The sequence below is a fragment of the Halorubrum sp. ARQ200 genome (assembly GCF_005435115.1).
Taxonomy (GTDB): Archaea; Halobacteriota; Halobacteria; order Halobacteriales; family Haloferacaceae; genus Halorubrum; species Halorubrum tropicale.
Genome location: NZ_SGTZ01000002.1, coordinates 284,822 through 309,573 on the forward strand (window position 1 = coordinate 284,822; position 24,752 = coordinate 309,573).

The 24,752-nt window shown below is 72.3% G+C and carries 24 protein-coding genes and 1 pseudogene; 16 read left to right on the plus strand and 9 right to left on the minus strand.

The window, feature by feature from the left end:
- Positions 1-3 precede the first annotated feature (3 nt).
- The gene (locus EXE50_RS04770; protein ID WP_053771069.1) at positions 4-1,137 is read left to right on the plus strand and encodes a Gfo/Idh/MocA family protein; all 1,134 of its coding nucleotides are present in this window, start codon (positions 4-6) and stop codon (positions 1,135-1,137) included.
- 45 nt (positions 1,138-1,182) lie between these two features.
- Here the strand turns inward: EXE50_RS04770 and EXE50_RS04775 are convergent, their stop codons facing one another.
- Positions 1,183-1,650: a type IV pilin gene (locus EXE50_RS04775; protein ID WP_053771068.1), complete on the minus strand. Its 468-nt coding sequence runs from the start codon at positions 1,648-1,650 to the stop codon at positions 1,183-1,185.
- Between the two features lie 163 nt (positions 1,651-1,813).
- Here EXE50_RS04775 and EXE50_RS04780 point away from each other — a divergent pair, with 163 nt between their 5' ends.
- From EXE50_RS04780 to EXE50_RS04790, 3 genes are all read left to right on the plus strand, one after another.
- Positions 1,814-2,425, plus strand: coding sequence for a YIP1 family protein (locus tag EXE50_RS04780; RefSeq protein WP_137704486.1), 612 nt, complete (start codon positions 1,814-1,816; stop codon positions 2,423-2,425).
- Between the two features lie 74 nt (positions 2,426-2,499).
- The gene (locus EXE50_RS04785; RefSeq protein WP_053771066.1) at positions 2,500-4,692 is read left to right on the plus strand and encodes an OB-fold nucleic acid binding domain-containing protein; all 2,193 of its coding nucleotides are present in this window, start codon (positions 2,500-2,502) and stop codon (positions 4,690-4,692) included.
- A gap of 163 nt (positions 4,693-4,855) precedes the next feature.
- Positions 4,856-5,437, plus strand: a complete 582-nt coding sequence (locus EXE50_RS04790; protein WP_053771065.1) for a DoxX family protein — start codon at positions 4,856-4,858, stop codon at positions 5,435-5,437.
- An 81-nt stretch (positions 5,438-5,518) separates the two neighbouring features.
- Here the strand turns inward: EXE50_RS04790 and fer are convergent, their stop codons facing one another.
- Complete coding sequence (gene fer / locus EXE50_RS04795) at positions 5,519-6,175, minus strand: ferredoxin Fer (RefSeq protein ID WP_053771064.1); 657 nt, start codon at positions 6,173-6,175, stop codon at positions 5,519-5,521.
- Between the two features lie 200 nt (positions 6,176-6,375).
- Between fer and fen the strand changes: the two genes are divergently transcribed.
- The 4 genes from fen (at position 6,376) to gcvPB (ending at position 10,890) form a co-directional block, all read left to right on the plus strand.
- Entirely contained in the window at positions 6,376-7,353 is a 978-nt protein-coding gene (fen, locus tag EXE50_RS04800; RefSeq protein WP_137704487.1) for a flap endonuclease-1, read from the plus strand.
- A gap of 223 nt (positions 7,354-7,576) precedes the next feature.
- Positions 7,577-7,960: a glycine cleavage system protein GcvH gene (gcvH, locus tag EXE50_RS04805; protein ID WP_137704488.1), complete on the plus strand. Its 384-nt coding sequence runs from the start codon at positions 7,577-7,579 to the stop codon at positions 7,958-7,960.
- Between the two features lie 171 nt (positions 7,961-8,131).
- Positions 8,132-9,460 (plus strand): aminomethyl-transferring glycine dehydrogenase subunit GcvPA, encoded by a 1,329-nt coding sequence (gene gcvPA, locus EXE50_RS04810; protein WP_137704489.1) that lies wholly within the window; start codon positions 8,132-8,134, stop codon positions 9,458-9,460.
- Positions 9,460-10,890 carry an aminomethyl-transferring glycine dehydrogenase subunit GcvPB gene (gcvPB, locus tag EXE50_RS04815; protein WP_053771060.1) on the plus strand — a complete coding sequence of 477 codons (1,431 nt, stop codon included), beginning with the start codon at positions 9,460-9,462 and terminating at the stop codon, positions 10,888-10,890. The genes gcvPA and gcvPB overlap by 1 nt, the downstream gene beginning before the upstream one ends.
- A gap of 30 nt (positions 10,891-10,920) precedes the next feature.
- Here gcvPB and EXE50_RS04820 read toward each other — a convergent pair whose 3' ends face one another.
- Positions 10,921-11,802, minus strand: a complete 882-nt coding sequence (locus EXE50_RS04820) for a helix-turn-helix domain-containing protein (RefSeq protein WP_137704490.1) — start codon at positions 11,800-11,802, stop codon at positions 10,921-10,923.
- A 195-nt stretch (positions 11,803-11,997) separates the two neighbouring features.
- On the opposite strand from EXE50_RS04820, the gene EXE50_RS04825 reads away from it, so the two are divergent.
- From EXE50_RS04825 to EXE50_RS04845, 5 genes and pseudogenes are all read left to right on the plus strand, one after another.
- Positions 11,998-13,224 carry a threonine synthase gene (locus tag EXE50_RS04825; protein WP_053771058.1) on the plus strand — a complete coding sequence of 409 codons (1,227 nt, stop codon included), beginning with the start codon at positions 11,998-12,000 and terminating at the stop codon, positions 13,222-13,224.
- A 43-nt stretch (positions 13,225-13,267) separates the two neighbouring features.
- Positions 13,268-14,212: pseudogene (locus tag EXE50_RS04830) on the plus strand (NADP-dependent phosphogluconate dehydrogenase); the annotation flags it as partial.
- Positions 14,213-14,316: 104 nt separating this feature from the next.
- Positions 14,317-15,105, plus strand: a complete 789-nt coding sequence (locus EXE50_RS04835; RefSeq protein ID WP_137704492.1) for a winged helix-turn-helix domain-containing protein — start codon at positions 14,317-14,319, stop codon at positions 15,103-15,105.
- A gap of 82 nt (positions 15,106-15,187) precedes the next feature.
- Complete coding sequence (locus tag EXE50_RS04840) at positions 15,188-15,532, plus strand: DUF5802 family protein (RefSeq protein ID WP_137704493.1); 345 nt, start codon at positions 15,188-15,190, stop codon at positions 15,530-15,532.
- A 421-nt stretch (positions 15,533-15,953) separates the two neighbouring features.
- On the plus strand, positions 15,954-16,862 hold the full coding sequence (locus EXE50_RS04845) for a Vms1/Ankzf1 family peptidyl-tRNA hydrolase (RefSeq protein ID WP_053771054.1): 909 nt from the start codon (positions 15,954-15,956) through the stop codon (positions 16,860-16,862).
- A 30-nt stretch (positions 16,863-16,892) separates the two neighbouring features.
- On the opposite strand, the gene EXE50_RS04850 is transcribed toward EXE50_RS04845, so the two are convergent.
- From EXE50_RS04850 to EXE50_RS04870, 5 genes are all read right to left on the minus strand, one after another.
- Positions 16,893-17,285, minus strand: a complete 393-nt coding sequence (locus tag EXE50_RS04850) for a rhodanese-like domain-containing protein (RefSeq protein ID WP_053771053.1) — start codon at positions 17,283-17,285, stop codon at positions 16,893-16,895.
- Positions 17,285-17,611 carry a cupin domain-containing protein gene (locus EXE50_RS04855; protein WP_121599715.1) on the minus strand — a complete coding sequence of 109 codons (327 nt, stop codon included), beginning with the start codon at positions 17,609-17,611 and terminating at the stop codon, positions 17,285-17,287. The genes EXE50_RS04850 and EXE50_RS04855 overlap by 1 nt, the downstream gene beginning before the upstream one ends.
- Positions 17,612-17,658: 47 nt before the next feature.
- Positions 17,659-18,192 carry a cob(I)yrinic acid a,c-diamide adenosyltransferase gene (locus EXE50_RS04860; RefSeq protein WP_137704494.1) on the minus strand — a complete coding sequence of 178 codons (534 nt, stop codon included), beginning with the start codon at positions 18,190-18,192 and terminating at the stop codon, positions 17,659-17,661.
- Positions 18,189-18,428, minus strand: a complete 240-nt coding sequence (locus EXE50_RS04865; RefSeq protein ID WP_121599717.1) for a glutathione S-transferase N-terminal domain-containing protein — start codon at positions 18,426-18,428, stop codon at positions 18,189-18,191. The genes EXE50_RS04860 and EXE50_RS04865 overlap by 4 nt, the downstream gene beginning before the upstream one ends.
- Positions 18,429-18,507: 79 nt before the next feature.
- Positions 18,508-18,906, minus strand: coding sequence for a thioesterase family protein (locus EXE50_RS04870; protein WP_121599718.1), 399 nt, complete (start codon positions 18,904-18,906; stop codon positions 18,508-18,510).
- Between the two features lie 109 nt (positions 18,907-19,015).
- On the opposite strand from EXE50_RS04870, the gene EXE50_RS04875 reads away from it, so the two are divergent.
- A complete protein-coding gene (locus EXE50_RS04875) occupies positions 19,016-19,495 on the plus strand; it encodes an Lrp/AsnC family transcriptional regulator (protein WP_053771048.1) in 480 nt (159 codons plus the stop codon).
- Positions 19,496-19,504: 9 nt separating this feature from the next.
- Here the strand turns inward: EXE50_RS04875 and EXE50_RS04880 are convergent, their stop codons facing one another.
- Positions 19,505-20,521: an amidohydrolase family protein gene (locus tag EXE50_RS04880; RefSeq protein WP_053771047.1), complete on the minus strand. Its 1,017-nt coding sequence runs from the start codon at positions 20,519-20,521 to the stop codon at positions 19,505-19,507.
- Positions 20,522-20,785: 264 nt separating this feature from the next.
- Between EXE50_RS04880 and EXE50_RS04885 the strand changes: the two genes are divergently transcribed.
- Together EXE50_RS04885 and EXE50_RS04890 are read left to right on the plus strand one after the other, a co-directional pair.
- The gene (locus EXE50_RS04885; protein ID WP_053771046.1) at positions 20,786-22,273 is read left to right on the plus strand and encodes a proton-conducting transporter membrane subunit; all 1,488 of its coding nucleotides are present in this window, start codon (positions 20,786-20,788) and stop codon (positions 22,271-22,273) included.
- Positions 22,263-24,725, plus strand: coding sequence for a DUF2309 domain-containing protein (locus tag EXE50_RS04890; protein ID WP_137704495.1), 2,463 nt, complete (start codon positions 22,263-22,265; stop codon positions 24,723-24,725). The genes EXE50_RS04885 and EXE50_RS04890 overlap by 11 nt, the downstream gene beginning before the upstream one ends.
- The last annotated feature ends 27 nt before the right edge of the window (positions 24,726-24,752 follow it).

A 24,752-nucleotide genomic window follows, 5' to 3' on the forward strand; every position in this document is an offset into this window, starting at 1 on the left:
ACAATGACCGACGAACCACTGCGGATCGGCGTACTGGGGTATCGATTCATGGGCAAGGCGCACGCGAACGCGCTGGCGCGGCTCCCGATGTTCTTCCCGGAGGCGCCCGAAGTCGAGCGGCACGCGCTCGTCGGGCGCGACGAGGAAGCGCTGGCCGAGGCGGCGGGGCGGTTCGGCTTCGCGAACACCGCGACCGACTGGGAGGCGGTGATCGACGAGGTGGACGTCCTCTACAACCTCGGGCCGAACCACGTCCACGCGGAGCCGTCGATCGCGGCCCTCGAAGCCGGGGTCCCGGTCCTCTGCGAGAAGCCGCTCGCGCCGACGGTCGAGGAGGCGGCGGCGATGCGCGACGCCGCCGCGGCGACGGGGGTCACCGCGGGGACCGCATTCAACTACCGGTTCGTCCCCGCGATCCGGCACGCGAAGGGGCTGATCGAGGACGGCGAGCTCGGCGAGATCCGACAGGTCCGCGGGCGGTACCTCCAGGACTGGCTCGTCGACCCCGAGGCGCCGTGGGCGTGGCGGATGGACGCCGAGATGGCGGGGTCGGGCGCGCTCGGCGACCTCGGGGCGCACACCATCGACCTCGCGGACTTCCTCGTCGGCGGCCGCGTCGGCGAGATCGAGCGCGTGTCGGGGCGGCTCACGACGTTCGTCGACGAGCGCCCGGTCTACGACGAGGACGGCGAGGTGACCGAGTACCGCGACGTGACCGTCGACGACGCGTACGGCGCGCAGGTCCGCTACGAGTCGGGCGCGACCGGGACCTTCGAGGCGAGCCGCGTCGCCGCGGGCCACAAGAACGACCACACGGTCGCGGTCCACGGGACGGAGGGGAGTCTGAAGTTCTCCTTGGAGCGACTCAACGAACTTGAGGTCCTCCGCGAGGGGAACCGCGGCTACGAGACGGTGTTGGTCACCGAGGAGTCGGACCCGTACGTCGACCGCTGGTGGCCCCCCGGACACGTGATCGGGTGGGAGCACACGTTCGTCCACGAGAGCTACGAGTTCCTCTCTGCGGTCGCCGAGGGGCGGTCGTTCGAGCCGTCGTTCGAGGACGGCTACGAGGTCCAGAAAGTCCTCGCGGCGATCCAGCGCGCCGACGAGCGCGGCGAGCGGGTCGCGGTCGCGTGAGCGGTCGCGGGCGGGCGTCGCCCGGGGGTCGAACGCCGACCGGCCTCAGACGCCCACGGCGCCGCCCGCGGCGGCGCCCCCGTTCTCCTCGCTCCACTCCTCTATCGCGGAGTCCTCGCCGTTGTAGCTGCCGAGCGTCTCGCGGGTGTCGAACGCCACGGGCTCCCAGACGACCTCGAAGTTCTCGTTGCCGGTCGCGTTGGGCACGACGACCTGATCGCCCGGTCTGACGATCCCGTCGCCGGGCCACGCGCCGAACTGGACGTTGCCGTCCGGGTCCTCGCCGCGGACGTACAGCTCCTCGGCCGGCACCGGCTCGGGGCCGAGCGCGACGACGACGAGGGAGCCGTTCTGCTGTTGCCCCTCGAACTCGGCGTCCGGCGGGGCGACGCCGTCGATGAGCCCGAACACCGCCGCGCCGACGAGAGCGAGCAGCAGCACGACGACCCCGACCAGCAGCCCCGTCCCCGCCAGCGGGGTGAACCCTCGCTCGTCGTTGCTGAACGCGGCCATTCGAGCGACAGTCAGCGGGGGCCGTTATAAGGGTTTGTGCGCCGCGTATCAGCGCTGATAAGTCTGGAGGCGACCTCCCCGAACGCACGGGTCGACTCCGCGGACGGGACCGAACCGGAAACGGGTTATTCCGCGCGGTCGAACTGCCGTCGTGACCTCTCGGATGAGCGGTTCGTCGGGCGGTCGGCCTCGCGGCCCGCGGGGGATAGCGCGCACGTGGGCCGAGGTGCTCGTCCGGCCGCGGCGGGCGTTCGCGAACGGGATCACGCCCGGCGACCAGGCGCCCGCGCTGACGTTCGCGGTGGCGGTCGCCGCGGCGTTCACGCTCGGGTGGATCGCGTCGGACCCCGCCGCGATGCCCGTCGTCGTCCCCTCCTCGCCCCTGCTCTCGCAGGCCGTGGTCTTCCTCGTCGTGGTCGCGCTGGCGGCGCCCGTCGGCCTCCACCTGACCGCGGCGGCGGCGACCGTCGCCGTCGTCGTCGCGAGCGTCGAGATCGCCGACGGACATTTCTCCCTGCGGGACCGCGGGGGCGTGAGCGAGACGGTTCAGGCCGTGGCGTACGCGAGCTCGCCGATGGCGCTGGCCGGTCCGGCGATCCCGGAGATCAGGGTCGCCTGCGGCGCGTACGCGGCAGTGCTTCTGTTCGTCGGCTTCCGCGAAGTCCACGGGCTGGGACCGCTCCGGACGGCCGTCGCCGCGGTGCCGCCGGCCGCGCTCGGCTACGGGGTCGGCTACCGCGCCGTGGCCGCCGCGCGAACGCTGCTCGGCGCGTGACGCGCCGGGCGCTCGCGCCGCCGCCAGCGGGCTTTCGACAACCGTTTTAGGCCCGAGACTCTCGGTGTACTCAAATGGGATCCTGTATCATCTGTGGCACCGACGTCGGGGGCGGTCGCGTCTGCGACTCGCACCAGGAAGACGTCGTGTTCGATTTCCGCGGCGACTCCCCCGAAGACCTGGTTCCGAGCCGGTTCTACCGGGGGGTCGTCGACGGGTACGCCGAGTTCGGCGTGTTCGTCGACCTCGCGCCGGGCGTCACCGGGCTGCTCCACCGCTCCGAACTCGACCGCCGGCTCGACAGCCTCAGCTGGGAGCCGGGCGACGACGTGTTCGTCCAGGTGAAGGGCGTCCGCGACAACGGCAACGTCGACCTCGCCTGGTCGATCCGGCAGGCCGACCGCGAGTTCCGCGGCGTCCTCGTCCAGGAGTCCTCCGGGGAACACCTCCCCGACGAGGACCCGGACGACGAGCCGACGACCGAGGAGTCCGCCGAGACCGCGGAGCCGACCGACGAGAGCGACGACGAGCCGGTCGAGGAGTCCGCCGAGGCCGACGCAGAGCCCGCCGAGGCCGACACGGGCACCGAGACGGCGGCGCCCGAAGACGAGGCGACGGAGTCGGACGAGGCCGCGGAGTCCGACGACGAGACAGGGGTTGACACGGAACCCGCCGGGGGCGAGACGGAATCCGCAGAGCCCGAGACCGACGACGTCGCGACCACCGGCGACGAGGAGACGCCGGAGGCCGAGGGCGACGGGGAACCGGAGCGCGTGTCGATCGAGACGCTGGGGGACGCCGTCGGCGACGTGGTCCGGATCGAGGGCGAGGTCGTCGGCGTCCGTCAGACCGGCGGCCCGACGGTGTTCGAGGTAAGCGACGAGACCGGCGCCGTCGACGTGGCGGCGTTCGTCGAGCCGGGCGTCCGGGCGCACCCGGACGTCGAGGTCGGCGACGCGGTGCGGGTCGACGGGGAAGTCGAGAGCCACCGCGGCGACATCCAGGTCGAGTCCGAGGCGCTCGTCCTCCTCGACGGCGAGGCGGCCGAGGCGGTCCGCCGCCGCCTGGCCGAGGCGCTCACGGACGAGGCGCGGCCGGAGGGGCTCCAGCCGCTGGCCGGCGACGAGACGGTCGCCGAACTCGCCGACGGCCTCCTCGACGCGGCCGAGGCGGTCCGCCGGGCGGTCCTCGAATCGCGGCCGATCGTCGTCCGCCACCCGGCCACCGCCGACGGCTACGTCGCGGGCGCCGCGGTCGAGCGCGCCGTGCTCCCGCTGATCCGCGACGAGCACGCGAAGAGCGACGCCGAGTACCACTACTTCACCCGTCGCCCGCTCGACGAGCCGGTGTACGGGATGGACGCGGCCACCAACGACGCGACGCGGATGCTCCAGGACCGCGACCGCCACGACGAGAAGCTCCCCCTGTTCCTGCTCGTCGGCGCGGGCTCGACGACCGAGTCCGCCGACGGCATCGACCTGCTGTCGGTGTACGGGGTCGACGCGGTCGTCGTCGACGCCGCGGTCGCGGACCCGGAGACCCGGGACGCGGTCGACACGCTCGTCTCGCCGGAGCTGTCCGACGTGGGCGGCGACGAGACGCTCTCGACGGGCGCGCTCGTCGCGTCGCTGGCGTCGGCGATCAACGGCGAGGTCCGCGAGGACCTGCGGCACCTGCCCGCCGTGAGCTACTGGGCGGACGCCCCCGACCGCTACGTCGACCTCGCCCGCGACGCGGGCTACGACGCCGAGCGCGTCGCGGAGCTCCGCGAGGCCGTCGCGCTGGAGGCGTACTACCAGTCGTACCAAGACAAGCGGGAGCTCATCGCCGACCTCCTGTTCTCGGACGGCGGCGACCTCGCGGCGCACGTCTCCGAGCAGTTCCGCGAGAAGCTTGAGACCGAGATCCAGACCGCGGACGCGAACGTCGTGACCGAGGCGGTCGACGGCGTCGAGTTCGCGCTGCTCGACACCGACGGCTACACCCACCGCTACGACTTCCCGCCGACGCCGCTCCTGCTCGACGACCTCCACCGGCGGCGCGTAGACGGCGAACCGTTCGCGACGGTCGGCGTCGGCACCGACGAGCTGTACGTGCGCACGACCGCGGACGTCTCCGTCCGCGACGTGGCCGAGCGCGCGGCCGAGCTCGCGCCGAACGCCGACATCGCGACTGCCGGCGTCCGCGAGGGCAAAATCGAGTTCCTCTCCGGCGAGCGCGACGCGGTCGAGGACGCCGTCGTCGCCGCCGTCGCCGAGTCGTTCTGAGCCGCCGGGCCGGTTCGGTCCGGGCGTCCCCGCTCTCGGCCGTCAGCCCGAGGCGAATATGTTCGGCGGTTTTGAATTACGCTTCGCGTAGAACCGACGAGCATCGGCTCCGCCGGTAGATTATTGCTGGTGTATGAAACTTCCTCACGTGAGGTGTTACACAATGGCAACACAACCGTCGGAACGGACGCTTCGCGCGGACCTGCTCGGCCGCAACGTGGACTTCAACTACTCGGAGACCTGGCTGGCGTACTCGATGCTCGGACTCCGGGTCGTGATGGCGTGGGTGTTCCTCCAGGCGGGGCTGTCGAAGCTGTTCGAGGGCGGCCTCGCCGACCCGCTCGCGTGGAGCTCGGTCGGGTTCCTCCAGAACGCCGTCGCCGACGCCAACCCGCTCCAGGGGCTGTTCCTCTTCTTCGCGGACTACGCGGCTATCGTCGACCCGATGGTCGTGTTCGGACAGATCCTGATCGGGCTGGCGCTGCTGTTCGGCGTCTTCTTCCGGTTCGCCGCGCTGATGGGCGCGATCCAGATGTCGATGTTCTGGACCGCCGCGTGGCAGGGCGGACTCGTGGACGGGTTCCCGGTCGCGCACGGCTACTTCGTCGACAGTTCGCTCGTGTACCTGCTGCTCCTGTTCGGCCTCGGCGCGTGGGGCGCGGGCCGGATCGTCGGGATCGACCGGGCGTTAGAGGAGACGGAGCTGGTTCGAAACACGCCGGCGCTCCGGTACCTGCTGGGGTGAGGGAGAGGGCGTCGCCCGCGGTCGCCGGCGTTCGGCGATCCGGGGGCAACCACGGAGATTTTTGCGGCGCGCCGCAGGCGCTCAGCGGCGCGTGAACGGACCGGGCGGGAGGATGAGGTCGTCGAGCTCCGGCCGCTGCTTCACGTTGAACACGACCGACAGCTCGTCGGTCAGCGGGTAGCCGTTACAGGAGAGCCGGAAGCCGCGCTCGGCGAGGTCGTCGGGCATGATGTGGTCGGTCGGCTGCGAGAGCTCGCCCTCCGCGAGGTACACCGCGCAGTTCGCGCAGGCGCCGCCGCGACAGGAGAAGGGCCACGCGAAGCCGCTCCGCTCGGCCGCCTCCAGCAGGCTCTCGTCGGGGTGGACCAGCAACCGACCGTGGGCGTCGGGGGCGAGGTCGGCGTGGCCGGCCTTCCGGAACAGCTCGTCGTCGTCGAGCGACCAGCCGTAGTCGACGACGGCCTCGTAGTCGAGGAACTCGACGCGGGTCGAGGCGGGCTCGCGCGCGTCGGCTCCCTTCGTGAGGTCCACGTCCGCCGGGTCGGCCCGGTCGTCGCCCTCGTCGCCGTCCCCGTCGCGCTCGGACAGCTCTCGGTAGGCGCGACGCACGAGCTGGAACTCGTCGAGCGACCCGCCCTGGTCCGGGTGCGCCCGCTTGACGCGCTCGCGGTAGGCCCGTTCGATCGCGTCGTCGTCGGCGTCCTCGTCGACCTCCAACACCTCGAACGGGGAGACCATTCAGTCAGGGGCCCGTACGCGCGTGACGCACATAAACTGCCCAGAAGTCGGCAGGCGAGTTCCGGTGGAAGGCGGACCGGACGGCAGCGGAGGCGGACCGGGCGGCAGCGGAGGCGGACCGGACGGCAGCGGAGACGGACCGGGCGGCGCGGGACCGGGACCGGAGGGCGTTTAATAGCGGCGCGCCCCACTGACCGACGATGGGAAACGCCGACCTGCGCGACCTCGCGTCGATCCGCGACGTCCCCTTCGCGGACATCGAGGGGAGCGTCGTCGCCGTCGACGCGCACAACTGGCTGTACCGCTACCTCACGACCACGGTCAAGTGGACGAGCGACGAGAAGTACACGACGGCCGACGGCGTCGAGGTCGCGAACCTCATCGGGGTCGTCCAGGGGCTCCCGAAGTTCTTCGAGCACGACCTGATCCCGGTGATGGTGTTCGACGGCGCCGTCACGGACCTGAAGGCGGACGAGGTTGCCGAGCGGCGCGAGAAGCGCGAGGCGGCCGAGGAGCGCAGGGCAGCCGCCGCGGAGCGCGGCGACGCCGTGGAGGCGGCGCGCCTGGAGGCCCGCACCCAGCGGCTCACCGACGCGATCCAGGAGACGACCCGCGAGCTGCTCGAACTGCTCGACGTGCCGGTCGTCGAGGCGCCCGCGGAGGGGGAAGCGCAGTGCGCGCACATGGCCGCGACCGGGACCGTCGACCACGCCGGCAGCGAGGACTACGACACCCTCCTGTTCGGCGCGCCGACGACGCTCCGCCAGCTGACGAGCAAGGGCGACCCGGAGCTGATGGACCTGGCGGCGACGCTCGACGACCTCGGACTGGACCGCCAAGAGCTCGTCGACGCCGCGATGCTCTGCGGCACCGATTTCAACGAGGGGGTCCGCGGGATCGGACCGAAGACGGCGGTGGAGTCGATCCGCGAACACGGCGACCTGTGGGACGTCCTGGAGGCGCGCGGCGCCGAGATCCAGAACGCCGAGGCGGTCCGAGAGCTGTTCATGGACCCCCCGGCCGAGGACGTCGCGGTCGACGCCGACGTGAACCCGGACGTCGAGGCCGCCCGCGAGTACGTCGTCGACGAGTGGGGCGTCGCCGCGGACGAGGTCGAGCGGGGGTTCGAGCGCATCGCGGAGTCGCAGGTCCAGACCGGGCTCGACCGCTGGACCTGACGGGGCGGCGCGACGCGGGCTCGGGCCGGCGATCCCCGGCTCGACCGCCGCGAACACACCTTTTATTTCCTCGTCGCCGGAAGGGTGATCCACACGTGTCGCGGACCGCCATCCGATCGCGGACGCCGCCCGCAGCCGACCGACGGGTCGCCCCCGGCGACGGCGCCGACGGCCCGGCGCCCGTGCGGCCAGGCCTCCGAGCGGACCGCGGCGACCCTGACCAATGAGCTTCGACGTTCCCGACGACAGACGGTACCTGGAATCGCACGAGTGGGCGACGACCGGCGGCGACGCGGTCCGTATCGGCGTCTCCGACTTCGCGCAAGACGAGCTGGGCGACGTGGTGTTCGTCGAACTCCCCGACGTCGGCGACGAGGTCGCCGCCGGCGAGTCGTTCGGCGTCGTCGAGTCTATCAAGGCCGTCTCCGACCTGTACGCGCCCGTCTCGGGCGAGGTCGTCGCGGTCAACGAGTCCCTGTTCGACCGCCCGGAACTCGTCAACGAGGACCCGTACGGCGAGGGGTGGATGCTGGAGGTCGCCCCCGCCGCGGACGGCGAGGCCGACGGCCTGCTCGACGCCGACGAGTACGACGACCAGATCGCGTGACGCCGGGGACACCCCGGAGCGCGGACCGCGGACACCGGACGACACACCCATCCGACACACGAATATGACCACGCCACCTTCCGACCTCACTTCACCCCCGAACCGACGAGTCGAACCCGGACGGGCCGCCTATGGACGACCGAACCGCCGCGGACGAGGCGAGACGCACCGATGAGCCGGGCGAACGGCACGCCGTACGCGCCCCACACCGACGAAGAGACCGCGGCGATGCTGGCCGAGATCGGCGTCGACGACGAGGAGGCCCTGTTCGACATTCCCGACGCCGTCGGCTTCGACGGCGAGTTCGGCATCGAACCCCGGACGGAACGCGAGATCCGCGACGAGTGCGCGCGGATGTTCGCTCGGAACGACGACCTGACCGAGTTCCTCGGCCGGGGACACTACGGCCACTACGTCCCGAGCGTCGTCGACCACCTCGCGGACCGCGCCGAGTTCCTCACGAGCTACACCCAGTACCAGCCGGAGGTGTCCCAGGGGTTCCTCCAGGCGCTCTTCGAGTACCAGTCGATGCTGGTCGAGCTGACCGGCCTCGACGTCGCGAACTGCTCGATGTACGACGCCGCGACCGCGCTCGGCGAGGCCGCGACGCTCGCGGACCGCGTCCGGTCGACCTCCGGCGACACCGTCCTCGTCCCCGAACAGCTCCGCGACGGGAAGCGGGCGGTGCTGGAGAACTACTGCGACGGCGCCGACCTGACCGTCGAGACGTACCCGATGGCCGACGGGACCGCCGACGTCGACGCCCTCGCGGACCGCGCGGGCGACGACGTGGCGATGCTGTACGCCGAGAGCCCGACCGTCCGTGGCTGTATCGAGGAGCGGCTCGCGGCGATCGGCGATCTCGCCGACGAGACGGACGCGCTGTTCGTCCTCGGCTCGGACGTGGTCGCGCTGTCGGTCCTCAAGTCGCCGGCCGCGGTCGGCGCCGACGTCGTCGTCGGCGAGGCGGGGTCGCTCGGGCTGCCGACCGCCTACGGCATGGGGCTGGGGATCTTCGCGTGTAGCGACGACTTCCTGCGGCAGGTCCCCGGCCGGCTCGTCGGCGCGAGCGAGGACGCCGACGGCGACCGCGCGTACACCCTGACGCTCCAGACCCGCGAACAGCACATCCGCAAGGAGCGGGCCACCTCGAACATCTGTACGAACCAGGCGTGGGTCGCGCTCCGCGCGGCGATCCACGCGGCGACGCTCGGGCCCGACGGGCTCGTCGACCTCGCGAACGACTGCGTGCGCGAGGCCGCCGACCTCGCGGACCGGATCGACGGCCTCTCCGGGGCCGCGGCGCCGGTCCACGACCGCCACCACTTCCGGGAGTTCGCGGTGCGCGTCGACCAGCCGGCGCCGGCCGTGGCCGAGGACTTAGAGACCGAGGGGTTCGCGGTCCACGCGATCGGCGACCACCTGCTTCAGGTGTGCGTCACCGACCTGAACGCCGGGCGGACGGACGGGCTCGTCGCGGCCTTCGAGGAGGTGCTCTGATGATCCACGACCAGGCGAACTACGAGCGAGAGGGGGAGGGCGTCCGCGAGCCGCTGCTCTCGGAGAAGGGCCAGGAGACGGTCGACGTGCGCGAGGACTCCCCGCTCCCCGACGACCTCACCCGCGAGGAGCTGACGCTGCCGAACCCCTCGGAGCCGGAGACGGCGCGCCACTACACCCGGCTCTCGCAGATGAACTGGGCGATCGACGCGGGGCCGTACCCGCTCGGGAGCTGTACGATGAAGTACAACCCCAAGTTCACGGAGGACGTGGCGGCCGACCCGAACGCGGCGATCCACCCCGACCGCTCCGCGCGCTCCGCGCAGGGGAACTTGGAGCTCCAGTACCGGCTTCAGGAGGCCCTCGCCGAGATCGGCGGAATGGACGCCGTGACGCTCCAGCCCCCTGCGGGCGCCGCGGGCGAGCTCACGGGCATCCTCGTCGCGAAGGCGTACCACGAGCACCACGGCAACGACCGCTCCGAGGTCGTGATCCCGGCGTCAGCCCACGGGACGAACTTCGCGACGGCCGCGACCGCGGGCTACGACGTGGTCGAGCTGCCCTCCGGCGACGACGGCCGCGTCGACCTGGAGGCGCTGGAGGCGGCGGTCGGCGAGGACACCGCCGCGCTCATGCTGACGAACCCGAACACCGTCGGGCTCTTCGAGCGCGACATCGCGGAGATAGCCGACATCGTCCACGACGCCGGCGGGCTGCTCTACTACGACGGCGCGAACCTCAACGCGCTGCTCGGGCGGGGCCGCCCCGGCGACATGGGGTTCGACGTGATGCACTACAACGTCCACAAGACGTTCGCGACCCCCCACGGCGGCGGCGGTCCGGGCGCCGGGCCGGTCGGCGTCGTCGACGAGCTGGCGCCGTTCCTCCCGGCCCCGCGGGTGCGCGAGACGAACGGCGGGAAGGGGTACGAGCGGTTCCAGCCCGAGCACACGATCGGGAAGGTCCACGGCTTCGCCGGGAACTGGCTCGTGGCGATCAAGGCGTACGCGTACATCGCGCGCCTCGGCGACGAGGGGCTGGCGGACGCGGCCGCGAAGGCCGTCCTCAACGCCAACTACCTCGCCGAGCGGATCGACCTCGACGTGCCCTTCGGCCCGTTCCACCACGAGTTCGCGGCGACGGCGGGAGACCGCGACGCCGCCGACGTGGCCAAGCGCATGCTCGACTTCGGCGTCCACCCGCCGACGACGAAGTGGCCGGAGATGGTGCCGGAGGCGATGCTGACCGAGCCGACCGAGATAGAGGGGGAGTCCTCCCTCGACGACCTCGCGGAGGCGTTCAACCTCGCGTACGCCGACACCGACGAGGCGCTCGACGCGGCGCCGAGCCGGACCGCCGCGAGCCGGATCGACCAGGTCGGCGCCGCGCGGAACCCGCGGCTGTCGTGGCAGGCGCTCGACGGGGAGTAGTCGCCGCGACCGACGCGGCGACCGCGGGGCTCACGGCTCGGTCGCCGCGGACCGAACCGGCTCCTCGCGCTCGGCCGCGTCGAACTCCTCGCCGTCGAGTTCGTCGCCGGCGCGCTCGGCCGCGTCGGACTCCTCGCCGTCGAGCGCGGCCGTCTTGGTGGGAACGTTCTCGCCGCCCCCGTCGTCGACGTCTCCGGCCTCCGACGCCGAGAACGGCCCTCCGCCGTCGACGAACCGACGCATCACCCGCCCCTCCGCGCGGTGGAGCGTCTCGCTACAGGTCGACTTCGCGATGTCGTTCGCCGCCGCCAGCTCGGTGAGGGTACACCGCCGGGGAGTGTCGTAGTAGCCGCTCTTGACCGCCTCGAAGACCAACTCGCGCTGCGCCTCCGTGAGCGTGCGCTCCGGCTCGTCGCTCCCGGTGGCGGCGACGCCGACCGTCACGCCGTCGGCCGCGAGCCGTCGACCGAACGCCTCGACCCGGTCGCGGTCGCCGACGACGCTCACCGCCGCGCGGCCGTCGACGACCTCGACCGCCGCCGCTATCGGGAGGCCGACCGCCCGCGCCGCGGGGAGGTACGCGGGCGCGCGGCCGACGACCCGGAGCGTGCGAACGTCCCCTCGGCGCTCGACCGCCGTCGCGCGGTCGACCCGGTCGTGCTCGCGGAGCGCGGCCTCGACGCGGTCCCTGTCGGTGCCGCCGACGCGGACGGTCGCGGCCGCCGTCAGGTCCGCCTCGGTCGCCGTCAGGCCGTCGTCGTCGGTCGCCGTCAGGCCGTCGTCGTCGGTCGCCGCCGAGCCGTCGACCGCGATCGTCTCCGCGACCCGGAGCGTCGCCGCGGGGACGCGTCGGGACACGTCCCCGAGCCACGATCCGGTCGGGAGGCCCAACCGCAGTTCCGTTCGGCTCATCGGTTCCACCTCGCTTCCCGCGGCGGATCGAACGCGGTCGCTGGAGCGAGCATCTCCCGTGGAGGTACGGCTACGGTCCCCCTCGGCGTACCCCTTCATTCGTTTCGAGCATAAGTACCCGCGACTGCGACGCCGAATGCCTCGGATCGCGCCGCGACCACAGCACCGAAGTCCCCGGCACGCGAGCCGCAGCGCATGAAGACGACAGACGCGTTCATCGGCCTGACCTGCGTCGACTGCGGCGAGACGTTCGACGCGGAGACGGCGACGCACCGCTGTCCCGACTGCGACGGTATCCTCGACCCCGAGTACGACTACGACCGGATCGACCTGACGCCGGAGGCGCTCGACGCCCGACCGGACGGGTCGATGTGGCGCTACGACGAACTGCTCCCGTTCCCGGCCGAGGCGGCGGTGTCGCTCGGCGAGGGCGCCACGCCGCTCGTCGAGTGCCCGGCGCTGGCGGACGCGATGGGGGTCGGCCGCGTCCTCCTGAAAGACGAGGGCGCGAACCCCACGGGGACGTTCAAGGACCGCGGGCAGGCGGCCGCGATGACGGCGGCCCGCGAGCACGGCGCGGCGGAGGTCGCGCTGAACAGCGCCGGCAACGCGGGGCAGGCGGCCGCCGCGTACGCGGCCCGCGCGGACCTCGACGCGCACGTGTTCCTCCCCTCCCGGGCGGGGTTCACCCAGAAGGCGATGACGGAGGTCCACGGCGCGGACCTCACCGTCACCGACCCCGTCGACGGCAACTCGCAGATCGGCGACGCGGGGCGGGCGTACGCCGAGGCGATGGACGAGCACCCCGAGTGGTACTCGACGAAGACGTTCGTCACGCCGTACCGCCACGAGGGGAAGAAGACGATGGCGCTGGAGCTGTTGGCCCAGCTCGACTGGGAGGCGCCCGACGCAGTCGTCTACCCGACCGGCGGCGGCGTCGGGCTGGTGGGGATGCACAAGGCGGCCCGCGAGGCGCGCGACCTCGGCTGGACCGACGGGCTGGTCCCGATGTACGCCGCGCAGGCCGCGGGCTGTGCCCCGATCGTCCGCGCCTACGAGTCGGGGGCGGACCGCCACGAGCCGCTCGCGGACGACGAGGTCGACACGGCCTGTAACGGGATCGCGATCCCCGACCCGGGCGCGAGCCACCTGATCCTCGACGCGGTCCGCGAGTCCGACGGCGGGGCGGTGGCGACGACCGACCGCGAGATCCTCGACGCCGCGATCGAGGTCGCGCGGAGCGAGGGGCTGGAGGTCGGCGCCACCTGCGCGGCCGCGGTCTCCGGGGCGTTCGCGCTCGCCGAGTCCGGCGAGTTCGGCCCCGACGACACCGTCGTCCTGCTGAACACCGGCGCGGGCAACAAGGACGTGGACGCGCTCCGCGCGCACCTCGGGGAGCGCGAGGCCGAGGCGGGCGAATAGCGCCGCGGCGGGCAGGCGGGCGAGGAGCCGAACCGGAACCACTACGGCGGGCGGTCGCCACCCCTCGCGCATGGAACTCGGGGTCATCGGACTCGGTCGGATGGGGCAGATCGTCGCGAACCGGTCGCTGGAGGCGGGCCACGACGTGGTCGCGTTCGACCTCTCGGCGGAGGCGACCGCCGAGGTGGCGGCGAACGGCGCGGAGCCGGCCGACTCGGTCGCGGACCTCTGCGAGCGGCTGGACGGGTCGGGCGAGGCCGACGGCAAGCGGATCTGGCTGATGGTGCCCGCGGGCGACGCCGTCGACGCCACCCTGGCGGACGTAGAGCCCCACCTCGACGGCGACGACGTCGTCGTCGACGGCGGGAACTCCCACTTCGAGGCGTCGGTCCGCCGCGCCGAGGCGACGGACGCCGCATACCTCGACTGCGGGACCTCCGGCGGTCCCGCGAGCGCGGAAGCCGGGTTCTCCCTGATGGTCGGCGGCCCGGAGTGGGCCTACGAGGCGATGGTCCCGGTCTTCGACGCGGTGGCCACCGGCCCGGGCGGCCACGACCGCATGGGCGAGTCCGGCTCGGGCCACTACGTGAAGATGGTCCACAACGGCGTCGAGTACGCGCTGATGCAGGCGTACGGCGAGGGGTTCGAACTGCTCACCGACGGGCGCTACGACCTCGACATGGAGTCGGTGGCCCGCACCTGGAACAACGGCGCCGTGATCCGCTCGTGGCTGCTGGAGCTCTGCGAGGAGGCGTTCCGCGAGGAGGGCTCCGACCTCGGCGACGTGGCGGACCACGTGGCCGGCGGCTCGACGGGGACGTGGACGGTCGAGGAGGCGCTCGAACAGGAGGTGCCCGTCCCGATCATCTACCAGGCGCTCGCGGAGCGGTTCGACTCGCGGAACGAGGGGCGGTTCTCCCGGCGGCTCGCGAACCGCCTCCGGTACGGGTTCGGCCGCCACGAGGTCGCGCGGCGCGACGACTCGTAGCCGTCCCGGCGCGCGCGGCGCCGCGCCGCGCGCCGGTGCCCGCACGCGGCGAGACCTCTTCCTCGAACGACACGTATTACTGATGGCTGTCCGACAATTCACTCGTGCTCGACCTCGCCTTCAGTCGTCGGCAGTACCTCGTCCGCCTCGCAGACGGCCCCGCGCGGATCCGGGACCTCGTCGACGCGTTCGAGCACTCCAGGTCGACGGTCAACCGCGCGGTCCGGGCCCTCGAAGCGGACGGGCTCGTCGAGCGCGGCGCGGACGGCTACGAGGCGACGTACGCCGGCCGGATCCTCCTGGACACCGTCGACGAGGCGGTCGCGGTCGCGGAGGCCGTCGAGACCGCGAACGGCGTCCTCAACGAGCTCCCGTCGTCGCCGCGGAACCACCGGTTCTTCGCGGACGCCGAGGTGGTGACAATAGCCGGGACGCCGCCGGCGACGGTGCTGTCCCGGCTTCAGCGCGTCGTCGAGGCGGCCGACCGGCTCCGGGGGGCATCGATCGCCGCCAACGACGAGCGGTTCGTTTCGACGCTGTACCGCCGCACCGTCGTCGAGGGGTCGCTGGAGCTGTCGTACGTCCTGACGGAGTCGGTCGCGGAGTACCTGGCCGCGGAGAGCCCGGAGCGGGCGCGCTCCATCGTCGAGGCCGGGGTGGAGGTGAGCGTCGCCACCGACCTCCCGTTCGCGTGGTACCTGAGCACCGTCGAGGGGCGGACGACGGCGTACCTCGCGATCCACGGCGATAGGGGCAACTTCCTCGGGTACGCCGCGAACGACGACCCGGACGCCGTGGCGTGGCTCGCCGACCTGTTCGAGGCCGAGCGCGGGCGCGGCACGCCGTTGGCCGCGTACTACCGAGCGAACGACGGCGACGTGCTCGCTCCGTAGCGGACGCCACCGCCGAATCTCAGCGCGCGCGAGTCGCGGGAAACGCTTATATCCCGTCATGGCAGAGAGTAACACGCATAGTATGTTCGAGCGATTCTCGAGCGGCTACTACCTGGGGGAACTGTACGTGGAACCCCACGGCGGCGAGCGCGCCGTCATCCAGCGGGCGGACCACGAGCACGTCAACGAGCAGCTGTACGCGGACGGCGAGGGGGTCGAGCGACTCGACGCCCCGCTCGTCATGAAAGTCGGCGGCGGCCACATTCCGGTCGCCGGCGACGACGACGTACCGAGCGGGACGCTCGCGATTCCCCGGGAGCTCGCCGACGAGACGCTCCCGGACCGCCGGAACGTGCTGTTGGCGGACGCGGACCGCGCCGAGAAGCTGCTGCGCTGGGATGGCTGGGAGCCGTTCGTGAACGCGTGATACGCGAGAAGTGACTCCGGATTTCCCGTCGATCGTAGCTGCTGTTTATAACTAGCCGGTCAGAGAGGGGTGGAGAACGTTCTCGAGTCCTCGGCCGCTCAGCTATGAGTGACTGCTGACGGTAGAGCGGCGAACACCGCCAAATTACCAACCGCTCGCTTATAAATAAGCGTCAGCAGCTCGGCCGTGAACACCGCCTCCCGGCTGCTCCTTTGAGTCCCGCCCCGCACGGCACCGCAACCGCGCCTCACACCTCCCCAGCCTCGTCGCTGGCGGCTGGCGCCGCCAGCGACTCCCTCGCGCGTGCGACTCGCGGCCGCCGAGGGCGGCCGCTCGCAGGCACGCGCCACGGCGTCGTTCGGTTACGAATAGGTGCCGCCGCAGGCGCACCTTTTAGGTCGCAGGGGGTCGCCGATTCGGTATGATCGACAGGCTGCTCGGGCGCGCCGAGCTGAAGGAGCGCATCGAGGAGTTAGAGGAGGAGAAGCGGCACCTCGAACGGCGCGCGGAGGCCGAAGAGGAGCGCCGGTCCGACGCCGTCGCCGACCGCCAGCGCGCCGAGGAGCGCGTCAACGAGCTCGAACACCGGATCGAGTCGCTAGAGGAGCGGCTGGAGCGCGCGGAGGGGACCGAGGCGTCCGTCGAGTTCCGGCGCGTGAGCGACCTGCGCGGACCGAAGCTGACCGACGCGCTCGACCGCTTCCGCGCCGTCGAGAGCGACGACCCCGAGGGGCTGTTGACCGCGTTCGTCCCCGACGCCGACTCCGTCCCGGCGACCGTCGCGGACTGGTTCGGCGAGCGCGCGGCGCTCGTCCGGCGCGCGGCTCCGGCCGTGGTCCTCGCCGACGACACCGGCGCGGTGAGCGTCGCCCTGACCCCGCCGATAGCGCCCGACCCGTTCGACCGGTGGAGCGACCGCTTCCGGCTCGACGAGTCGTGGTTCCGCCCGACCGGCCGGTTCGCGTTCGCGCTGGTCCGCTCGGACACCTTCGCCGTGGGCACCTACGAGGGCGCCGATCGGGTCGCCTTCGAGGGGTTCGCCAGCGACGTGAAGGAGGCCCACTCGAAGGGTGGGTTCTCGCAGGGGCGCTTCGAGCGCCGCCGCGAGGGACAGATAGACGACCACCTCGACCGGGCGACCGAGGCGCTCTCCGAGGTCGCCGACGCGAACGACCTCGACCGCGTGATCGCCGTCGGCGAGCGCAGCGTCCTCGGGCGGGTGCGCGACCGCGCCGACGTCACCGACGTCTCCGACGCCACCGGGAAGCCGGAGGCGGCGCTCGACGACGCGTTCCGCGACTTCTGGCGGGTTCGGGTTCGCGCGGTCTGAGAAGCCCGGTCCCGGGGCGGTCGGGCCGCGTCAGAAGGGAGACGTTGGGCCTTCGTCGGCGCCGTCGTCCCCCTCGGGCGCCGGCGACTCGATCAGCTCGCCGACCGCTTCCTGCCACCCCTCGATGCCGCCGCGGAGGCTCTCGACGCGCGCGTCCTGCGTGCCCTCGTAGGTCCCGATGAGCTGGGCCGCCTGCTGGCTGGCGACGCCGTGGGGACAGACGGTGACGATCCGGTCCGCGCCCTCCAGCTCCGCGACCCGGCTCGTCAGCTCCGGGAAGGGGATACACTCGCTGTCGGGGAGGTGGCCGCGGTCGAACGCGCGCCGATCGCGGATGTCGACGATACGCAGCGACTCGTCGGGGGAGCCGTCGCCCTCGTCCAGCAGCGCCGACAGCGCCTCGGGATCGATTTCGCCGTCCATCAGGGGAGGGGTGCGATGCTGGCCGTGAGCACGACTCGCTCGTCGGTGTCGTTGCGGGCGCCGTGGACCGCGCCCCGCTCGTTCGGCACCACCGCGGGCGCCGCGAGCGCAGCCTCCTCGCCGTCGCGGACAACGGTCGGCTCCCCCTCCAGCACGTGGAACACGTTCGTGGCGTCGGCGTGTTCGTGCGGGTCGACCGCCGCGTCGGGGCCGAGGACGAACGCCTTCACGAGCACGTCGTCGGTCACCAGTAGCTCCGCCGTCTCGACCTCGCCGGGGCCCGGGTCGAGCCCGTCGACCGCCGCCGCGTAGCTGTCGAGCGTCATACCACCACCTCGCGGGGAACGGGGAAAAATCGCGCGCTCGGGACGACTCAGTACGTGGGCGACTCCTCGGGCTCGCCGTCGCGCGCGTTGACCGCCCGCCCGAGGGTGAAGAGGAGGTCGGAGAGCCGGTTGAGGTAGGTGACGACGGCCTCGTTTATCGGCTCCGAGCGCGCGAGGTCGACGACGCGGCGCTCGGCCCGTCGCACGACGGCGCGCGCGTGGTGAAGCGCCGCCCCGGCCTCGCCGCCGCCCGGGAGGATGAACGACTGGAGCGGCTCCAGCTCCTCGTCGAACGCGTCGATGCGGTCCTCGAGCTCCGCGGTGTGATCGCTTTCCACCTGCGGGTCGTCCGGGTCGGGGTCGGGGTTCGCGAGGTCCGCCTGGACGATGTGGAGGTGGTTCTGGACCGTCTCCAGCAGGTCGTCGACGTCGTCGTGGCCCGTCGGCCGGACCGTGCCGAGGAGGGCGTTCGCCTCGTCGACGGAGCCGTACGCCTCGATGCGGTGGCTCGACTTCGACACCCGGCTCATGTCCCGGAGGTCGGTCTCGCCCTCGTCGCCGCGGCCGGTGTAGATGCTCATGCGAGGGTCCTCTCGACGTACTCGACGATGTTCGCGCTCTCGGCCATCGTCACGCCGCGCTCCTCGTCGACGAGGACCGGGACGCCGCGCTGGCCGCTGACGCGCCTGACCTCGTTCCGCCGCGAGTGGAGCGCCTCCACCCACTCCGTCTCGTAGTCGACGCCAGCCTCCTCCAAGGCGTCGGCCGCCGTCTCGCACCAGGGACACCCGTCGAGGGCGTACAGTCGAACGCTCATACCGATCGATCCGTCCGCGGCGTCAAGAAGGTGTGCGTCCGGCGCGGATCGGCCGGCGGGACCCGGTCCCCCGAGCCCCTCAGAGGTCGTGGTACGACTCCATCTCGGCCCGGTGCTCCTCGGGGATCGGCGCCGGCTCTCCGGTCTCCGGGTCCAGCGCGACGACCGTCGCCTCGGCCTCCGCGGCGACCGCGTCGCCGACGCGGATCTCGTGGGTCATCGTCGCGCTCGACCGCCCCAAGTCGGCCAGTTCGACGGTGACCGTCACGGTTTCGTCCGGTAACTCGATCGGGCGACGGAAGTCGACCGACAGCGACGCCAGCACGGTCGACGACTGCGAGATGTCGATGTCGAGCACGTCGCGGAAGTATCGCGTCCGCGCCTGCTCGACGTACGTCGCGTAGACGGCGTTGTTGACGTGACCCAGCGCGTCGATGTCGCGGAACCGCACGTCGATATCCACGGTGTAGGGCGCCATACCCGACCCACTGGCGGAGTCCGTATGTAGGCGTCGGGATCGGCGCGAGCGAGGCGCCGCCGGACGCCGCGCGCCAACGTATAAAGCGACACGCGCCTATCGACGGGGTATGGACAACGGCGCGATCGACGACGTCGACAGGGCGATCCTCTACGCGCTCCAAGCCGACGCCCGGAACACGTCGTCCGGGGACATCGCGGAGCGGACCGGCACCTCGGACAGCACCGTCCGCAAGCGCATCCAGCGGCTCGAGTCGGAGGGCGTGATCAAGGGGTACAGCGCCAGCGTCGACTACCAGCGGTCGGGGTACCCGCTCCGGATGCTGCTCTACTGCACCGCGTCGATCCCGGAGCGCGGCGAGCTCATCCCCGACATCCTGGAGATCGACGGCGTGGTGTCGGTCCAGGAGCTCGTGACGGGCGAGCAGAACCTGCTCGTGACGGTGGTCGGCGAATCGGACAGCGACATCACGCCCGTGGCGCAGGCGCTCCTCGACATGGGCGTCACGGTCGCCGACGAGGTGCTCGTGCGGACCCACGAGACGACCCCATTCGGGCGGTTCGACGCGGAGCGGCACGAGGGCGACTGACCGGGGCGGTCAGCCGACGACCCGCTTCACGTCCAGCCCGGTGGCGCGCCGAACGACCGCGCTGACCGGGTCGGCCGTCCCGGACATGTTGTCCGAGTCGCCGTCGAGGACGAGCAGCGCCGCCCGCCGCCCGGGCTCGACGACGCCGCAGTCGAGTCCGGCGATCTCGGCGCCGGCGGCGGTGGCCATCCGCAGCACCTCCCGGTCGGTGACGTCGAACCGCTTCGCGGCGGTCGCCATCTCGCGGAACATCGACGGCTGGTTCAGCATGACGTTGTCCGTGCCGAGCGCGACGGTCGCGTGGTCGACCAGGTCGCGCATCGGCGCCGTCCCGACGCCGAGGACCGCGTTCGCGCGCGGGCAGACCGCGACCGGAACGGACTGGTCCGCGACCCGTTCGAGGTGCTCCTCTTCGGCGTGAACCATGTGGACGAGCAGGTCCGGGTCCAGGTCGAGCGCCGGGTGGATGTCGGTCGCGTCGGGCTCACCGGCGTGGATCGCGAAGGGGACGCCGCGCTCCTCGCAGGCGGCGCGCTCGGCGGCGAAGTCGTCGTCGTTGGCGCCGGAGGCGCCGTAGCCGTCGGCCACGTCGAGCACCGCCGGGTCGCCGCTGCCGAAGACGAACGGGTCGACGCCCGTGTCTTCGGCCGCCTCGCGGAGTGCGCGCGCGCCCGGAAGACCCGACTCGCGGAAGTCCAGCGCGGAGACGGTGCCCGTCCGGCGCATGTATCGGAGAGTGCGGCGCATCGCCGACACCAGTTCGTCGCGGTCGGCGGCCGCCAGCCGGCGGTGTTTCAGGCTGTCCGGCGGCGCCACGGCCTCGTGGAGCGAGAGGCCGACGGCCGCCTCCTTCGCGACGGAGTCCCCGAGGTGGGTGTGCGCGTTGACGAACGCCGGCAGCACGACGTCAGTCGACTCCGTGGCCGTCTCCTCGACCGCCGCAATCCGCCCGTCCTCGACGACGACCCGTCCCCGGACCGGCTCGAACGACTCGCCGGCGAGGACGGTCCCCGAGAGTTCTTCCATACCGCCCCTCCGGACCGGGGGACGTTATGGTTTCCTGAGTGGCGACGCCGGGCGGGCGAAAGTCGAGCGCGGCCGAAGGCCGGGCTCGTCCGTTGTGCGGTCGCGAGTCAATAAACATAATGTTCTTTAATTTGGGATCTGCGAACGAATTGTGAATACAGACAATTTTAATAGACGTTACGTTCTCTGAAGCAGGTAGATGCGACCGAATTCGGATTCGGACGCGGTCCGGACTCCGGCGGCGGTCGCGTGACGGCTCGAACGATGTCAGGACGCACCTCGAAACGGACGGTCGGAGCGCTCCGGGAGACGGCGAACGCGTCGCCCGTTCCCGTCGCACTAACACGGCTCGCGTGGACGCTGTTCGCCGCGAGCGTCGCCGTCCTCGTCGCCCGACTCCGACTCGGCGGACCGTGGGAGGTCCCCGGCGCGGTCGCCGTCGACGGGCTGACCGTCCTGATGTGGGTGGTGGTCACGTTCTTCAGCGGGATCGTCCACAGCTACTCGCGCCGCTACATGGCCGGGAGCGCCCACGAGACCGACTTCTTCCTCGGCGTCTTCGGGTTCACGCTCGCCGTGATGGCGCTCGTCGCGGCCGACCACGTCGCGCTGTTCTGGACCTGCTGGCTGGCGATGGGGCTCCTGATGGCCCGGCTCGTCGGCACGGTCGACGGCTGGCCGCAGGCCCGCGCCGCCGCGAGCGTCGCCCGGCGTCACTTCCTCGCCAGCAGCGCGCTGCTCGGCGTCGCGCTGACGGCGCTGTGGCGGACGACGGGCGAGACGACCATATCCGGCGTCGCCGCGAGCGCCGACGCCCTCGGCGGGCCCGCGTGGCTCGTCGCCGGCGCCGCGCTCGTCCTCGCGGCGATGATCCAGTCGGCACTGATCCCGTTCCACGGCTGGCTGCTCTCCTCGATGACCGCCCCCACGCCCGCCTCGGCGCTGATGCACGCCGGGTTCGTCAACGCGGGCGGGATCCTGCTGCTCCGCTTCGCGCCCGTCGTGACCGTCGAGACCGGGCTGATGCTCACTATCGTGGTCGTCGGCGCCGCGAGCGCCCTCGGCGGGAAGCTGCTCAAGACCGTTCGCTCCGACGTGAAGGGCGAACTGGGCTGCTCGACGGTCGGGCAGATGGGCTTCATGATCGTCCAGGCCGGGCTCGGCTTCTTCGGCGCCGCCGTCACGCACCTCATCCTCCACGGCTTCTACAAGGCGTACCACTTCCTGAGCGCGGGCGACGAGGTCGAGCGCGCGGCCCCGGGAGCGACCGGCCACGACGCCGGCGGTACGGGCGTCGTCGGCGCGGTCGTCGTCCTGCTGACGGGGCTCGCGGGCGGCGCGACGTTCGCGCTCCTGACGGGGAAGGGGACGAGCGTCGACACCGGGCTGCTGCTCGCCGGGTTCGTGACGCTCACGACGCTCCACGCAGCCCGGAGCGCCGTCCGGCAGACCGCCCTCTCGACGGCGGCCCGCTACGCGGCGGTCCCGCTCGTCGCGCTCCCGGCCATCGGCGTGTACGCGCTCGCGTATCGGGCCGTCTCGGGGGTCCTCTCCGGGCTCCCGCTCGTCTCCGCGCCGACCGAGCTGACCGCGGTCCACGCCGTCGTCGCCGTCGCCTTCCTCGCGGCGTACGTCGCGGTCGAGACCGGCGTCCACGAGCGGAGCGAGCGCCTCTACGTCGCACTGCTGAACGCGGGCCAACCGGCCTCGAACACCGTTCTGACCGCCACGGAGGAGTACAATGACAACTGAGACCGGTACCGACGACGCCGACGGCATCGAAGCGGAGATCGACGCGGCCGCGACCGCGGTGGGCTCGGTCTGGCCGGTCCACTCGTTCGTGACCGCGAACCCCCTCGCCGGTTTCGAGGACCTGCCGTTCGACGAGGCCGTGAGCCGGGCTGCGACCCTGCTCGGCGGCCGCGGCTACCCGCGCGCGGGGACGTTCCGGGCGGCCCTCGACGAGGGGCGGATCGACCCGGAGCGTCTCGACGCGGAGCTGACCGACCGGGGATACAAGATGGACCCGGAGGCCGTGCTGGAGCGGCTGGCGGCGGCCGAGGACGCGGGCGGGGCGAGCGGCGCCGGCGAGGCGGACAGCTCGGACGCGGGCGCCGACCGCGTCGACCGCGTGCTGACGAAGTGGCTCTCGGCGTTCCTCGACGAGGGGCAGGCCGAGTGGTCGATGCCGAACCGCGAGGCGGGGTTCTACGACGCGTTCCGCTCGGTGGCCCGCCACGACGACGAAATTCCCGACGACGGGCTCGTCGCCGACCTGCCGGCGTCGCCGACCGAGGCGATCGAGACCGCGCTGGCGCCGTATCCCCGCGAGCGGTGGGAGGCCGTCTTCGAGGCGCAGTTCGCCGCGCTCCCCGGGTGGACCGGCCTGCTCAAGCGGCGCGCCGACGACGGCGGCGCGTGGCAGTCCGCGTACCCGATCACGCTGACGGGGTACCTCGCGGCGCGGCTCGCGCTGGCGGACTCCCTCGAGGTCGACCTCTCGCCGCCCGAGACCGGCGGGCCGGCGGTCGAGCCGAGCGACGAGATCGCCGGCGCGTTCCTGAGCGCGTGGGAGGCGACGTACCGCGACGGGCTCGTCGAGCGCGTCGCCGCCGAGAGCGAGGCCCGCGGGGAGGAGCGCGGCGCGCGCGCCGACGGCGGCGCGTCGGGTCGCCCGGACGCCCAGCTGGTCTTCTGTATCGACACGCGCTCGGAGGTGATCCGCCGGCACGTCGAGGCGACCGGCGACTACGAGACGCACGGGTACGCCGGCTTCTTCGGCGTCCCGATGGAGTACAGCGGCTACGGCGCCGACGTGTCCGTCGACGCCTGTCCGCCGATCCTCGACCCGCAGCACCGCGTCGAGGAGGTCCCGACGGACGGCGCCGCGCGCAGGAGCCGCGACCGCTGGGGCGGCCTCGCGGAGGCCGCCGGCGAGGTGGTCGAGACGCTGCGGTCGAACCCCGCCACCGCGTTCAGCTTCGTCGAGGGCGCCGGGAGCGGGTACGGGCTCGCGCTCGCCGCGCGCACGCTCGTCCCCGGTCGGGTACGCGACCTGCTCGGCGGCGCCGACGGCGCGATTCCGGGCGACCACGAGTTCTGCGACCCGGGCGTCCACGGACACGACGCCGACGGCGAGGGGCTTCCGACGGGGCTGTCCCGCGACGAGCGGGTCGAGTACGCCGCGACCGCGTTCGAGCTGATGGGGTGGGAGTCGTTCGGCCGCCTGGTCGTCTTCACGGGCCACGCGGCCGAGACGGCGAACAACCCCTACGACTCCAGCCTCGACTGCGGCGCCTGCGCCGGCAACCCGGGCGGGCCGAGCGCCCGCGTGCTCGCCGCGATCTGTAACGACCCCGAGGTCAGGGACGGACTGCGCGAGCGCGGGATCGACGTGCCCGACGACACCGTCTTCCTCGCCGCCGAACACAACACGACGACCGACGAGGTGACGCTGTACGACCGCGACGTGCCCGACTCGCACGCCGCCGAGCTCGAACGGCTGCGCGCGGACCTCGACGCCGCCCGCGAGCGCGCCGCCGACGAGCGCACCGGCGGGGCCGCCGCGGGAGCGGGCGTCCGCGAGACCGAGCGCCGCGCCGGCGACTGGGCCGAGACGCGCCCCGAGTGGGGGCTGGCCGGCAACGCCGGCTTCGTCGTCGGACCCCGCGATCTGACGGACGGCCTCGACCTCGACGGGCGCGCCTTCCTCCACTCGTACGACTGGGCGACCGACCCGGACGGCGACGCGCTCGAAGCGATCCTCGCCGGACCGATGGTCGTCACCCAGTGGATCAACGCGCAGTACTACTTCTCGACGGTCGACAACGCGGCGTACGGCAGCGGGTCGAAGGTGACGCACAATCCCGTCGGGAACGTCGGGGTCTACCAGGGCAACGGGGGCGACCTGATGACCGGCCTCCCGCTCCAGTCGGTCATGGCCGCCGACGACGAGCCGTACCACCTGCCCCTCCGGCTCTCGACGGTCGTCCACGCGCCGGTCAACCGCGTCACCGAGATCCTGGCCGACAACGAGTCGGTGGCGGGGCTCTTGGACAACGGCTGGCTGTCGCTGACGGTCGTCGACCCGACGCGGGACCACCGCGCCTTCGAGTACGAAGGTGACCTGACGTGGGAACCGACTCCCGAGGAGGCCGGAGCGGACGCGGAACCGAGCACGGCCCCCGCCGTGGCGGACGACTGAGATCACGGCCCGCTCGGCGAGGGTGCG